Annotated in this window: 12 protein-coding genes and 1 tRNA gene; 10 read left to right on the top strand and 3 right to left on the bottom strand. The window is 68.7% G+C overall.

Annotated features, from left to right (window positions below):
* The first annotated feature begins 65 nt into the window (after window positions 1-65).
* From fdhE to selD, 8 genes are all read left to right on the top strand, one after another.
* The gene (gene fdhE / locus AAFF27_11955) at window positions 66-1,025 is read left to right on the top strand and encodes a formate dehydrogenase accessory protein FdhE (GenBank protein XAH25855.1); all 960 of its coding nucleotides are present in this window, start codon (window positions 66-68) and stop codon (window positions 1,023-1,025) included.
* Window positions 1,025-2,452, top strand: coding sequence for an L-seryl-tRNA(Sec) selenium transferase (gene selA / locus AAFF27_11950; GenBank protein XAH25854.1), 1,428 nt, complete (start codon window positions 1,025-1,027; stop codon window positions 2,450-2,452). The genes fdhE and selA overlap by 1 nt, the downstream gene beginning before the upstream one ends.
* Window positions 2,449-4,368 (top strand): selenocysteine-specific translation elongation factor, encoded by a 1,920-nt coding sequence (selB, locus tag AAFF27_11945; protein XAH25853.1) that lies wholly within the window; start codon window positions 2,449-2,451, stop codon window positions 4,366-4,368. Before selA ends, selB begins: the two co-directional genes overlap by 4 nt.
* Before the next feature lie 231 nt (window positions 4,369-4,599).
* Complete coding sequence (locus AAFF27_11940; GenBank protein ID XAH25852.1) at window positions 4,600-5,715, top strand: acyl-CoA dehydrogenase family protein; 1,116 nt, start codon at window positions 4,600-4,602, stop codon at window positions 5,713-5,715.
* Window positions 5,716-5,722: 7 nt separating this feature from the next.
* The gene (locus tag AAFF27_11935) at window positions 5,723-6,589 is read left to right on the top strand and encodes a PhnD/SsuA/transferrin family substrate-binding protein (GenBank protein ID XAH25851.1); all 867 of its coding nucleotides are present in this window, start codon (window positions 5,723-5,725) and stop codon (window positions 6,587-6,589) included.
* Entirely contained in the window at window positions 6,546-7,757 is a 1,212-nt protein-coding gene (locus AAFF27_11930) for a ferritin-like domain-containing protein (GenBank protein ID XAH25850.1), read from the top strand. The genes AAFF27_11935 and AAFF27_11930 overlap by 44 nt, the downstream gene beginning before the upstream one ends.
* A gap of 121 nt (window positions 7,758-7,878) precedes the next feature.
* Window positions 7,879-7,971: transfer RNA gene (locus AAFF27_11925), tRNA-Sec, on the top strand.
* Between the two features lie 40 nt (window positions 7,972-8,011).
* Window positions 8,012-9,067, top strand: coding sequence for a selenide, water dikinase SelD (selD, locus tag AAFF27_11920; GenBank protein ID XAH25849.1), 1,056 nt, complete (start codon window positions 8,012-8,014; stop codon window positions 9,065-9,067).
* On the opposite strand, the gene AAFF27_11915 is transcribed toward selD, so the two are convergent.
* On the bottom strand, window positions 9,064-9,975 hold the full coding sequence (locus AAFF27_11915; protein ID XAH25848.1) for a pseudouridine synthase: 912 nt from the start codon (window positions 9,973-9,975) through the stop codon (window positions 9,064-9,066). The two genes, selD and AAFF27_11915, sit on opposite strands and share 4 nt — an antisense overlap.
* 41 nt (window positions 9,976-10,016) lie before the next feature.
* Between AAFF27_11915 and AAFF27_11910 the strand changes: the two genes are divergently transcribed.
* Window positions 10,017-11,129 (top strand): SLC13 family permease, encoded by a 1,113-nt coding sequence (locus AAFF27_11910; protein XAH25847.1) that lies wholly within the window; start codon window positions 10,017-10,019, stop codon window positions 11,127-11,129.
* Between the two features lie 4 nt (window positions 11,130-11,133).
* Here the strand turns inward: AAFF27_11910 and AAFF27_11905 are convergent, their stop codons facing one another.
* Window positions 11,134-12,429, bottom strand: a complete 1,296-nt coding sequence (locus tag AAFF27_11905; protein ID XAH25846.1) for an ATP-binding protein — start codon at window positions 12,427-12,429, stop codon at window positions 11,134-11,136.
* 13 nt (window positions 12,430-12,442) lie between these two features.
* Window positions 12,443-13,183 (bottom strand): response regulator, encoded by a 741-nt coding sequence (locus tag AAFF27_11900; GenBank protein XAH25845.1) that lies wholly within the window; start codon window positions 13,181-13,183, stop codon window positions 12,443-12,445.
* Between the two features lie 178 nt (window positions 13,184-13,361).
* On the opposite strand from AAFF27_11900, the gene AAFF27_11895 reads away from it, so the two are divergent.
* A complete protein-coding gene (locus AAFF27_11895; GenBank protein ID XAH25844.1) occupies window positions 13,362-13,868 on the top strand; it encodes a DUF2147 domain-containing protein in 507 nt (168 codons plus the stop codon).
* Window positions 13,869-13,881: the final 13 nt, after the last annotated feature.

Genomic DNA, 13,881 nt, shown 5'->3' with positions numbered 1-13,881 from the left:
TGCACAGCGCCGGGTTTGCCCCGGCGTTTTGTCTTCGGCCTGTTCCTTTATTTTGGACATTGCCTGTGCAACGCATTCTCCAGCCCGGCGAGATCGAAGCCCTCGACCACATCAACTTTCCGCGCGTGCGCCTGCCGCTGCCGGCCACGCTGTTTCAGGAGCGCGCCGCGCGCCTGCGGCAGTTGGCGGATGGCCATGTGATTGCGGACTACCTGCGCTTTGCGGCGCGCCTGGTCGAGGCACAGCAGCACCTGGCATCCCGCGCGCCCACGCCCGCGCCGCTCGACGCCGGCGTGGCGCAGCGGGCCAGCGCCCATGGCATGCCGCTGCTGCCGGCATCCCAGAACCTGCCTGCCGCATGGCACGACACGCTGCGCGCGCTGCTGGCCGAGCTGACAGGCGATGCCGCCGTGCCCGCCGGCTTGTCGCCTGTCTTCACCCAGCTTGCGGCGCTGGACGATGCTGCCCTCGACGCGTTGGCCCGCCAGGTGCTGGCCGACAACATCGGCCGCGAAGAGCTGGCCGCCGCGCCCTTGGTCATGGCCGCGCTGCAGGTGGGGTTTGCCAGCCGCGCCGCCGCGCTGTCCGTGAAGGACGTGCCCTTTGCCGAGCCCGCCACCATCTGCCCCGTCTGCGGCAGCGCGCCTGTGGCCAGCGTGCTGCGCATCGGCGGTGAGGCCGGCGGCCACCGCTACCTGCACTGCGGCGCCTGCGCCACCGAGTGGCACATGGTGCGCGTCAAGTGCAGCCACTGCGAATCCACCAAGGGCGTGCGCTACCAGGGCGTGCAGGGTGCAGAGGCGGAGCCGGCCAGCAAGGCCGACACCCGGCATGCCGTACTGGCCGAGACCTGCGACCAATGCCACACCTACCGCAAGTTGGTGAACCAGGAGCAAGACCCGTTTGTCGACCCCGTGGCCGACGACCTGGCCAGCATCACGCTGGACCTGCTGATGGGCGACACCGAATTTGCGCGCGCCAGCAGCAACCCGCTACTGGCCATAGAGAAACCACTGATTGCCTGATGGATCGCCCCGTCTCCCCAGCCCTGCGCCTGCCCTCGGTCGACCGGGTGCTGGCGGCCGCACCGCTGCAGACGCTGGCCGAGCGCTACGGCCACAGCGCTGTCGCCGATGCCCTGCGCGCCGAATTCGACGTGCTGCGCCCGGCGGTCCTGGCCGGTGAACTGACGCCGCAGGCCATTGCCGACGACGCGCTGGCCGCCGCCTGCGAGCGCCGCCTGGCGGCCCGCTTTGCCCCGCATCTGCGCACGGTGTTCAACCTGACCGGCACGGTGCTGCACACCAACCTGGGCCGTGCCCTGCTGCCCGACGAGGCGGTACAGGCCGTGCTGCAGGCGCTTACGGCACCGGTCAACCTGGAATTCGACCTGAACACAGGTGGGCGCGGCGACCGCGATGACCTGGTCGAAGACCTGTTGTGCGAGCTGACCGGCGCCGAGGCCGCCACCGTGGTCAACAACAATGCGGCGGCCGTTCTGCTCACGCTCAATGCGCTGGCGGCGCGCAAGGAAGTGATCGTTTCGCGCGGCGAGTTGGTGGAGATCGGCGGCGCCTTCCGCATCCCCGACATCATGGCGCGCGCAGGTGCCAAGCTGGTCGAGGTGGGCACCACCAACCGCACCCATCCCCGGGACTATGAAGAGGCCATCACCGCCCGCACCGCGTTGCTCATGAAAGTGCATTGCAGCAACTACGCGGTCACCGGCTTCACCTGCGATGTGGCAGAAGCCGAGGCCGCACGCATCGCCCATGCGCATGGCTTGCCGCTGGCGGTGGATCTGGGCAGCGGCACTCTGGTCAACCTCACACGCTGGGGCCTGCCGCACGAGGCCACGGTGCGCGAGACGATTGAGGCTGGTGCCGATCTGGTCACCTTCAGCGGCGACAAGCTGCTGGGTGGCCCGCAGGCCGGGCTGATTGTGGGCCGCAAAGACCTGATCGCCGGCATCAAGAAGAACCCGCTCAAGCGCGCCCTGCGCGTGGGCAAGCTCACGCTCGCAGCGCTAGAGCCAGTGCTGCGCCTGTACCTGGCGCCCGAACTGCTGGCCGAGCGCCTGACGACGCTGCGCCTGCTGACCCGGCCGCAGGCGCTGATCCAGGCTCGCGCCGAGGCCTTGCTGGCCCTGGTGCAGCAGGCAGTTGGCCCGGCCTTCAATGCCGAAGCCACCCCGCTGTTCAGCCAGATCGGCAGCGGCGCCCTGCCCGTGGATACGTTGCCAAGCCATGGCCTGGCGCTGCGGCCCGCAGAGGGCAAGCGCAGCGGCCGTCAGTTGGCTCGGCTGGAGGCAGCGCTGCGCGCCCTGCCCCGCCCGGTGATTGGCCGCATCACCGACAACGCGCTCTGGCTCGATCTGCGCTGCCTGGAGGCCGCCGACGAAGCCGCCTTCACTGCGCAACTGCCGCGCTTGGCGGAGCTGCTAGCGGCATGATCATCGGCACCGCGGGCCACATCGACCACGGCAAGACCACGCTGGTGCGCGCACTCACCGGCGTGGACACCGACCGGCTCAAGGAAGAGAAGGCGCGTGGCATATCGATCGAGCTGGGCTACGCCTACACGCCACTGGCCAATGGCGACGTGCTGGGCATCATCGATGTGCCTGGACATGAGCGGTTTGTACACACCATGGCCGCGGGCGCCGTGGGCATAGACCATGCGCTGCTGGTGGTGGCCGCTGATGATGGCGTGATGCCGCAGACGCGCGAGCATCTGGCCATTCTGGAGTTGCTGGGCGTCACGCAGGGCACGGTGGCGCTGACCAAGGCGGATCGTGTGCCGCCAGCACGACTGACCCAGGTGCGTGCAGAGCTGCAGGCGCTGCTCGCGCCCACGCCGCTGGCCCAGGCCGAGGTGTTCGAGACCGCCGCCACCCAACCCGCCGACGCTGGCGTTGCTGCACTGCGGGCCCATCTGCACGCCCTGGCGCAGGCCCAGCCGGCACGCCGAAGCGACGGCCTGTTCCGTTTGGCGGTGGACCGCGTGTTCACGCTCGCCGGCCAAGGCACGGTGGTCACCGGCACGGTGTTTGGCGGCACGGCGCGGGTGGGCGACACGCTGCTGCATTCCGCCAGCGGCACGCCGGTGCGCATTCGCAGCATCCACGCCCAGAACCGCGAAAGCGCCACCGGCAGCGCGGGACAGCGCTGCGCGTTGAACCTGGCGGGCATTGCGCGCGAGGCGATTGCGCGCGGCGACTGGATCGCAGACGCACGCGCGCTGCAGGCCACGCAGCGCATCGACGTGCGCCTGCGCCTGCTGCCCGATGCGCCGCCGCTCACGCAGTGGGCGCCGGTGCATGTGCATCTGGGGACTGCGCACCATCTGGCGCATGTGGCCCTGCTGGAGGGCGAGCGCCAGGCGCCTGGTGCGCAGGCGCGTGTGCAACTGGTGTTCGACACGCCTGTTTTTGCCTTGCCCGGCGATCGCCTGATCCTGCGCAACGCCCAGGCCAGCCAGACCATTGCGGGTGGCGGCGTGATCGACCCGTTCGCGCCCGCGCGCAAGCGGCGCAGTGCCGAGCGCTGGGCCTATCTGGATGCGCTGGAGGCCGCAGTGGCGACAGGCGACCCTGGCCCCTTGCTGGCCTGTGCCGCACACGGCTTGCCACGCGCGCTGCTGGTACTGCTGCTGGGGCGTCCGCCCGAACACATCACATTGCCAGACGGATTGATTTCACTGCCCTTGAGCGGCGACGATGCCTTGCTGCTCGCACCGGCTCACTGGGAGCTCTTGCGCAGCCTGGTACTGGCCACGCTGACACGCTTCCACGAGCGCATGCCGGACGAACCCGGTGTGAACACTGCACGGCTGCAGCGCATGGCATTGCCAGGTCGGGTGCAGGCCGAGCATGCGGCGCTATGGCGCGGGTTGGTGGCGGCCTTGCTGGCCGATGGCAGCCTGGCCCAGAGCGGGGCCTGGCTGCACTTGCCGGGCCACCAGGTCACGCTCAACCCCGCCGAGCAGGCCCTGGCAGAACGCGTATTGCCGGCGCTGCTGGCTGGCGGTTTTGACCCGCCCTGGGTGCGGGACTTGGCGCGCGAGCACCAGGCGGCGGAGGAAGCGGTGCGCCAGTTGCTGCGCAAATTGGCACGCAGTGGCGCGGTGTTCCAGATCGTGAAGGACCTGTTCTATGCGTCGGACCAGATAGCAGCGCTTGCGGCCATCGTGGCGCAGCTGGCCGCGCAGGCACCGCGCGGTGAAGTCGAGGCGCATGCGTTCCGCGATGCGACCGGCCTGGGCCGCAAGCGCGCTATCCAGGTGCTGGAATTTTTCGACCGTGCGGGCTACACGCGGCGCGTGCGTGATGCGCATCTGCTGCGGCCTGATGCGGTCTGGGCGGCTTAGGGCCCTCGTCCTACACGGCCTGCGGTTTTCCACCCTGGTCTTTTTGCCCTGCGCCGGTTAAAAAACGCCTCAGCCTGGGCGCTTGCCGCGCCCGGCTTCTTCGTGCGGGATGTCGTTGTTGCAGGTCTGCATACGACAGATGCGCCATGGCCCGAGGGCCGGCTTCGCATCTTCGTGTCGCACGCTCCGGGCTACGGCGTTTGGCATGCCTCATAGCCCAGGAGCCCATCCATGTCTTTTCTTGAAGTTCTGGAGCCCATCGTCCGCACGACGATTGCACCGGCCGCCACCGACACCGACCAGCAAGCGCGCTTTCCGCGCGCCGCCATCGACGCCTTGGGCAAAGCCGGCCTGCTGGGCCTGGTCAGCGCCAAGGAGGCCGGCGGCCTGGGCCAGGGCCTGCCTGCGGCGGCGCAGGTGGTAGAGCGCATCGCGCAGGACTGTTCCTCCACCGCCATGGTGCTCACCATGCACTACGCCGGCACCGTGCTGGTCGAGAAATACGGCCCCATGGAAATACGCCGCGCCATCGCCGCAGGCCGCCACATCACCACCCTGGCCTGGTCCGAGACCGGTACGCGCAGCCACTTCTGGGCGCCGGTGGGTACGGCGCAGGTCGAGGGCGACAGCGTTGTGCTCAATGGCAGCAAGAGCATGGTGACCTCGGCGCGCGAAGCGGACTCTTACGTCTGGTCGTCGCGCCCCGTTGCGGCCGAGGGCGCGAGCACGCTCTGGCTGGTGGACAGCCGTCTGCCCGGCCTGCAGCGCCCACAGCCCTTTGACGGCCTGGGCCTGCGCGGCAATGACTCCGCGCCGGTGCGCGCCGAGAACCTGCGCGTGCCGGCCAACAGCATGCTGGGCGCGGATGGCGAGGGCGGCAACATCATGAACAACGACGAGCTGCCGGTGTTTGCCACGCTGATCGCCTCGGCCTCCATCGGCCTGATGGAAGGTGCCTTGCAGCGCAGCATCGCCCACATCACCGCCAGCCGCTTTGCCGAGAGCGACAGCACGCTGGCCGATCTGCCCACCATCCGCGCCTATCTGGCGCGTGCCCGCATCCGTACCGACCAGGCCCGCGCGCTGCGTGACGACACCTTGGCCGCCATGGCCGGCGGCCGCGCCGACACCATGCTGCGCGTGCTGGAGGTGAAAGCCTCTGCCGCCGAGGCCGCGCTGGAGGTAACCGACACCGCCATGCGCATCTGCGGCGGCGCGGCCTTTCGCAAGGAGGTGGGCATAGAGCGCCTGTTCCGCGATGCGCGCGCGGCGTCGATCATGGCGCCGACATCGGACGTGCTGTACGACTTCATTGGCCGTGCGCTGTGCGACATGCCCTTGGGTTGAGCGGACCATGAGCACACCCCAACCCCTCATGCTCGGCGCGGTGGCCTACGCGCCCAAGGTTGTCACTATCTGGGAAGGCTTCAAGGCCTACTTTGCGGAGCGCGGCTTTGCCTTTGACTACCTGCTTTACTCCAACTACGAGGCGCAGGTAGAGGCCCAGTTTGCAGGCGACATCGCCTTTGCCTGGAACTCGCCGCTGGCCTGGGTGCGCGCCGATCGCATGGCGCGGGCGCGCGGCCAGCAGGTGCAGGCCCTGGCCATGCGCGATACCGACATGGACCTGCACTCGGTGCTGGTAGTGCCCGCCGCCAGCCCGGTGCAAGACCTGGCCGGCCTGCGCGGCAAGACCGTGGGCATGGGCGCCATCGACTCGCCGCAGGCCACGCTGATCCCGCTGGACCATCTGCGCCACGCAGGCAACTTGGTGGCCGGGCCCGACTACACGGCGCGCCGCTTCGACGTGCTGGGCGGCAAGCATGGCGACCACATCGGCGGCGAGCGCGATGCCGCCCAGGCCCTGCTGGCCGGCCAGATCGATGCGGCCTGGATGATTGCGGGCAACCACCGAGCCTTTGCGCATGAAGGCACGCTGCCCGCGGGCAGCACACGCATCCTGGCCACTACGGGCGCCTTCGATCACTGCAACATGACCGTGAGCCCCGGCGTGCCGGCCGAGGCGGCGCAGCGCTTTGGCGAGATCCTGCTGGCAATGGACTGGGGCGATGCCTCCGTGCGCCCACTGCTGGAGCTGGAAGGCCTGAAGGCCTGGCAGCCGGGGCGCAGCAGCGGCTATGCGCTGCTGGAACGCGCCGTGACGCAAGAGCGCTTTTATGACGACCAAGGCCGCATCACCGAACCCGCTTATCGATATTGAAGCCTTGGGCTTTGACGCCGGGGCGCACCTGCTGGTCAAGCACGCCCTGGCCGCGCTGGCGCCGGGCGACGTACTGCGCGTGGCAGGCCGTGCACCGGGCTGGCAGGTGCAGTTGGCCGACTGGTGCCGCAGCCAGGGCCATGCGCTGCAATGGGTGGACAGCAGGGCCCAGGTGCTGCGCGGCGGCGCGCAGGCCGGCCGCTGGCGCGGTGCGGCCGACACTGGCCACAGCGATCCGCATGCCGACGGTGCAGTGGCCGAGCAGGCCGCACCCGGCTGGGGCCTGGCCGCACGCGGCGCGCGGGTAGAGGCGGGCTCGCCGCCCTTCGCCTTCAGGCTCGACCGCAAGCAGGATCTATGGACCGACGGCGCCGCCGACCTCTACGCCCAGGCCGTGGCTGCGCAATGGGACCCGGACCAGGCCATCGACTGGAGCGTGGCCTTCGAGCTGCCCGCGCCGGTGGAGGCGGCCATCGTCCAGCTCATGACCTACATGGTCGAGAACGAGAACGCCGCGCTGCTGGTGCCGGCGCGCTTCCTGGGCCAGCTGCACCCGCACTACCGCGAACTGCAAGCGGCACTGGCGATCCAGGTGGCGGACGAGGCGCGGCACATCGCCGTGTTCACACGCCGCATCCGCCACAAGGGCGGCGAGCCATCGCTGTCCACCGCTGGTGGCCAGGCCTCGCTCAAGAGCCTGCTGGATGAGCCGGACTTTTCTGTGGCGAGCTTTCTGCTATCAGTGCTGGGCGAAGGCACTTTCGTGAACCTGCTGCAGTTTCTGCAACTGCACGCACCTGACCCGCTGACGCGCCAGATCGCCCGTCTGGCCGCACGCGACGAGGCACGCCACGTGGCCCTGGGCATGTCGCACCTGCTGTACCGGCTGGAGCGCGAGCCGGCCTTTCGCCACCGCCTGGCGCAGGCCGTGGAGCAGCGCCACGATGCGCTGGCCGGCAGCAGCGGCCTGAATGAAGAAGTGTTTGACGCGCTCATCCTCATTGCCGCAGGCGAGCTGAGCCCCGCCGCCGTGGCCAGCGGCTATGCGCGGGTGCAGCAGCTCATGCGCGACATGGCAGATGGCCGCTACGCCAAGCTGGTGCGCCTGGGCTTTGAGCGCGCGCAGGCCGAGCGGCTGGCGGCGCTGCACACGCGCAACTTCATGTAGAGCCGCTGCAAGGCCATATTTTTATGAAAAGTGCCTCTAGCCTTTATGCCACCTGGGCTATTAGCTATATATTTTGAAGCATTGAGATGCATCCGCCCCCTACAATTTCCGCAGACCCTCTGGAGGGCATACGCACCCGGTGGTGCGCCCGGGCTTCAAACCCGGTAGGGGGCGTCAGCCGCTCCCTGGTAGGTTCGACTCCTGCTGCCTTCCGCCCTCATCTGGGTTTGTGAGAACCCGCAAGGATTCGCTGCATGGTCCATCCCTCCCCTAGCCCTAGGCTGACCTCGCTCTCGCACGGTGGTGGCTGCGGCTGCAAGATCGCGCCGGGGCTACTGGCCGATCTGCTGCGCCGCAGCAGCCTGCCGCCGCAGTTCTTCCCCGATCTGCTGGTGGGGACGGAGACCGCCGACGATGCCGCCGTCTACCGCATCAACGAGCGCCAGGCCATCGTCGCCACGACCGACTTCTTCATGCCCATCGTGGACGACCCGTTCGACTTTGGCCGCATTGCCGCGACCAATGCGCTGTCGGATCTCTACGCCATGGGCGCCCAGCCCTTGATGGCGCTGGCCATCGTCGGCATGCCGATCAACGTGTTGCCGCACGAGGTGATTGGGCGGATTCTGGAAGGCGGCGAGTCGGTGTGCCGCGCGGCGGGCATACCGCTGGCGGGGGGCCACTCTATCGACTCGGTGGAGCCTATCTACGGCCTGGTGGGCATCGGCATCGTCGACCCGGCGCGGCTCAAGCGCAATGCTTCCGCCCAGGCGGGTGATGTGCTGATCCTGGGCAAGCCGCTGGGCGTGGGCATTCTGTCGGCCGCCTTGAAGAAAGGCGAACTCACGGCTGAAGGCTACGCGGCCCTGATTGCCAGCACCACCCAGCTCAACCGGCCGGGCACGGAGCTGGCGCAACTGGATGCCGTGCATGCGCTGACCGATGTGACCGGCTTCGGGCTGCTGGGCCATGCGCTGGAGATGGCCCGCGGAGCGGGCCTTACAGCGCAGATCGACAGCCGCCGCCTGCGCCTGCTGCCGGGCGTGCAGGCCCTGGCTGACCAAGGCGTGGCGACGGGTGCGTCTGGCCGCAATTGGGCGTCTTACGGTGATGCGGTGGCGCTGCCGCCCGGGGCCACGCCCGCGCTGCGCGCGCTGCTGACCGATCCGCAGACCTCGGGCGGCCTGCTGGTGGCCTGCGCACCCGAGGCTGCGGCCCAGGTACTGGAGCTGTTCGCACGCCAGGGCTTTGCCAGCGCGGCGCTGGTGGGGCGGATGCAGGCCGGGCCGGCGTGGGTGGAGGTCGTTTAGAACGCCGTCAGGCGCCGCCGGCTCTCAAAGTGCCTGGGCGCGCCCGTCACCGGGTCGGTAAAGGCCACGGCCCGCGCCAGCAACTGCAACGGCCGCGAGTAGTCGCCCTCGGGCGGGTCATTGACCTCGGGGTACCAGGCGTCGTTCAGGATGGGCAAGCCCAGCGCCGCCATGTGCACCCGCAGTTGGTGCTTGCGGCCGGTGTGCGGCTGCAGGCGGTAGCGGGCCAGCGCGTCCTGCTGTTCCAGCAAATCGATGCGGGTTTCGGTGTTGGGCTCGCCGGGCACCACACACTCGCGGAAGAACTGCTCGGCCGGCGCCATGCGCAGGCGCAGGGTCATGGGCAGTTGCAGATCAGGCCGCCAGGGGGCGATGGCCTCGTATTCCTTGTCTACGCTGCGTTCGGCAAACAGGCTCTGGTAGGCGCCGCGGTGCTGCGGCTGCACCGAGAACAGCACCAGCCCGGCCGTCTCGCGGTCGATGCGGTGCATGGGGGCCAGCGTGTCCAAGCCCAGGCGCTGCTTCAGGCGCACCAGCAGGCTGCGCTGCAGGTAGGGGCCACTGGGCACCACGGGCATGAAATGCGGTTTGTCGGCGACGACCAGGTGCTCGTCCTGATACAGCACCTCTTCCTCGAAGGGCAGCGCCGGCTCGGTGTCCAGCGTACGGTAGTAGAAGACGCGGCTTTGGGGCCGGTAGGCCGCGGCGGGTGACAGGGGCTGGCCATTTTCATCGACCACCTCGCCCTGCGCCATGCGCTGTGTCCAGACTGCGCGGGTGACGATGGGCAGGCGCTCGGCCAGATAGTCCAGCACCGTGGGCCAGGGACCGGAAGGCAGCGCGACACAGCTCGGGCTCACGCCTGCGCGTGTGGGCAGCTTGCGGGTCTGGCGAAAGAGCTTGGGCACGGCGGGCGATTGTAGGCAGAGCGCTACGATGCCACGACTGCATGACCCATCCCACACCCACAACCAAACCCGAAGGCGGCAACGGCCTGCTCTGGATACTGCTGGCCGTGGCAGTGCTGTTTGCCGTGCTGCGGCCGCGCGCCCCGCTGGACTATCTGCAGTTGGTGGATTGGCAGACGGTGGGCGCGCTGGCTGGCCTGCTGGCCATTACCCAGGGCGTGGAACGCAGCGGCATGCTGCAGTCCGCCGCCCAGCGGCTGCTGACGCATGTGACCGATCTGCGCCAGTTGGCGCTGCTGCTGGTGGCCGTGGCGGCGGGCTTGTCAGCCCTGGTGACCAATGACGTGAGCCTGTTCCTGCTGGTGCCGCTGACCCGGGTGCTGGCCGCGCAGGCGCACCTGCCGCTGGCGCGGCTGGTGGTGCTGGAGGCGCTGGCGGTCAATGCTGGTTCGGCCCTGACGCCCATTGGCAATCCGCAGAACCTGTTCCTGTGGCACCGCTCGGGCCTGGGCTTTCCGGCCTTCATGGAGATGATGGCGCCGACAGTGGCAGTGATGCTGGTCTGGCTCTTCATCGCCACCTGGGTGCTGGTGCCGCGCAGCGCCATAGCGCTCAAGCCCGCAGACGAGCCGGCACCGGTGCGGCCGCGCTTGCTGCTGCTGTCAGGCCTGATGTTTGTCGGCTTTGTGGTCGCGCTGGACCAGCGCTGGTTGCTGGCGGGGCTGGCCGGCGTGTTTGGCGCTTTTCTGCTGTTGGAGCGGCGCGTGCTGCGCGGAGTGGACTGGGCCTTGCTGGCCATCATTGCGCTGATGTTTGTGGACCTGCGGCAACTGGCAGAGCTGCCCGTGATTGCGCAGTGGCTGAACGGCTTGGATATCGGCGCGGGCTGGCGCGCCTATCTGGCGGGCATCGTCGCCTCACAGTTCATCAGCAATGTGCCGGCCGCCATCCTGCTGGACCGCTATGTGCACGACCTGCCCGCGCTGGCGGCGGGAGTGAGCGTGGGCGGCTTTGGCTGCGTGCTGGGCTCGCTGGCCAACCTGATCGCGCTGCGGCTGGCCAAACTGCCAAATGGGCTGCGCGAGTTTCACCGGATCAGCATTCCCTTTTTGCTGGTGTGCGCCGCGACGGCGCTGCTGTTGCGATTGGGCTGACGGCCTAGACCGGCGGCCGCAGCGGCAGCGTGAGTTCTGCCTCCAGTCCCCCGCCCTGGCGATTGGCAAGCACCAGGCGTCCACCGAGCGCCAGGCTGAGCTGGTGCGCAATCGCCAGGCCCAGGCCAGTGCCACCGGTTTCGCGGTTGCGCGAGCCCTCGATCCGGTAGAAGGGCTGCAGTACTGCCTCCAGTTGGTCAGGGGGAATACCGGGCCCGCGGTCGCGCACGGCGATATGCAATTCATCACCGGCACACTCAACAACCACCTGTGCCTGCCCGCCAAACTTCAGGGCGTTGTCGAGCAGGTTGGTCACGACCCGGCGCAGTGCCTGTACGCGGGTGACCAGGGGCGCGTCATGGCGCCCCAAGAGTTCAACCCGCTGGCCGGCATCAGTGGCATCGCAGACCAGCCCGTCCAGCAGCGCATGCAGGTCGACGGCGCGCGGCACCTCTTGCGCGGCTTGCGCGGTACGCGCGTAGGCCAAGCCTTCCTCCACCAGCGCCTGCATGCCGTCCAGGTCGAGCTGCAGTTTGTCGCGCAGCGCGCGGTCAGAGACCAGATCCGCCCGCAGCTTCATGCGGGTGATCGGCGTCTGCAGGTCGTGCGAGATGGCAGCCAGAAGCTGCATGCGTTCGGTCAGTTGGCCTTCGACGCGCTGCTGCATGGCATTGAAGGCCCGCGCCGCCTGCGCCACCTCACGCGGGCCAGCGTCGTCAAGGGGCGGGCCACCGGCCCCTGGTTTGAGCGCGTCGGCGGCTTGCGCCAGCCGCGCCAGCGGGCGAACCGCGAGCCGCACGCCGCCCCAGGCTGCCAAGGCCAGCGCCGCAAACTGCAGCAGAAGCAACAGCACCGTAGTGCGCGACACCGTCGGATGCGGCGGCGTGAGCAACAGCGAAAGTGGCGCCCCGTCGGCCAACCGCAGCGGCAACACCATGGCGGAATCGGTCTGCATCAGGCGGCCGACGCGGGCCGCCCCGATCTCCGCCACCACACTGTGTACCAGTGCTTCGGCCTGATTGTCATCAGCGGGCTTGCCGGGCAATGCTGCGCCCAGCGCATAGCGGTAGTTTTGCCGCGCCAGGCGTGGTAGCCAGGCGGGGCGCTCGGCGGGCGGGACCCGGTCAAGAATGGCCACAGCACTGGCCACATCACGCCCGAGGTAGGCCAGCATCATGCTTTTCCCCTGGTCGCCGCGCTCGCGCAGGATGATCAGGAAGGTGAGCGCATGGGCCAGCGCCAAGCCGCCACACACCACCAGCGCGACGCGGCCGAACAGCGATCTGGGCCACCAGCTCACAGGAAAGCCCGACTCATGGCGGCTCGCCGGCCGCGTGCACTTCAGCGCAGAACACGTAGCCCTCGTTGCGCATCGTCTTGATGTAGCGCGGCTCGCGCGAGTCGTCGCGCAGACGCTGGCGCAGCCGGCTTACCAGCAGGTCTATCGACCGGTCGAAGGCGTCGGCATCGCGGCCCTGCGTGAGATTGAGCAGTTGGTCGCGGGTCAGAACCCGCTGCGGGTGGTCGAGCAGCACGCGCAGCAATCGATATTCACCACCGGTCAGCGGCACCAGGGTGTCCCGCGCGTCCAGCAGATGGCGTGCGGTGGTGTCCAGCCGCCAGTCGCCAAAACGCAGTTCACGCGCCTGCGGCATGGGCTGCAGGTTGGGCGGCAACATGCGCGTGCGGCGCAGCACGGCACGGATGCGCGCCAGCAGTTCGCGCGTGGCGAAGGGTTTTGTCAGGTAGTCGTCGGCGCCCATTTCCAGGCCCAGGATGCGGTCGGCCTCCTCGCTGCGCGCGGTCAGCATCAGGATCGGAACCGGCGCTGCCCGGCGTGCGCGCAACTCGCGGCAGATGGCCAGGCCGTCCTCACCCGGCAGCATCAGGTCCAGCACCACCAGATCGATGCGCGCTGCCGCCAGCACCGCGCGCATCTGTGTGGCGTTGCCTGCCGTGCTCACCCGGTAGCCGCCAGCTTCGAGATAGCGGGCCACCAGATCGATCAACTGCCGGTCATCGTCCACCAGCAGCACGTGGTCAGGGTTCTCCATGGCGGCACGTTAACTGAAGCGCTGGGTCATGGCTGTTCGGCGCGGCGCCAGATTTGTATCGCTCTTTGTCTGCGGCCAGCCCGGACACGCCATGCGACGCAATACCCCGGCCATGAAACATGCGCGATACGCCGGGGCGCTGCAATGGCGGCCTTGTTCCACCCTTTGAGAGTCCACCATGGCCACAACCCTTCGATCCCTCCTGTTCTCGGCCGCCACAGCGCTTGGCTTGGCGCTGGTGGCACTGCAGGCATCCGCGCAACCAGCGTCAGCGCATGACCCGCGTGGCCGCTGGGTCACCGCCAGCGGGAACCTGGTGGTCGAAATCGCCCCGTGCGGCCCGCAGTTGTGTGGCACCGTCGTGCAGGTGCTCGGCAACCGCTCCATGAGCCGGGACGGAGCCGAGATGGCCCCTGTCGATGCCCGCCCTGCACTAGGTATGACGCTGCTGCAGAGCTTCACCCCCACCGAAACGGGCGATGCCACCTTACCCGCCACGGAATGGGACGGAAAAATCTACAACCGCGAAAACGGCAAGACCTACCGCTGCAAGATGTCGGTCACTACCGCCGCCAACGCAGCAGGCGAACTGGTGTTGCATGCCTATGTTGGCATTCCGCTGTTCGGCAGCACGCAGCGCTGGCACCGTGCTGCGGCCGATGCCGCAGCGCCGGCGCAACAGTGAAGGAGCGCCCACC

It is taken from the genome of Xylophilus sp. GW821-FHT01B05 (assembly GCA_038961845.1).
Lineage (GTDB): Bacteria > Pseudomonadota > Gammaproteobacteria > Burkholderiales > Burkholderiaceae_C > Xylophilus.
Note: the sequence above shows the minus strand (reverse complement) of the source record. Positions and strands in the feature narration are given on the sequence as shown.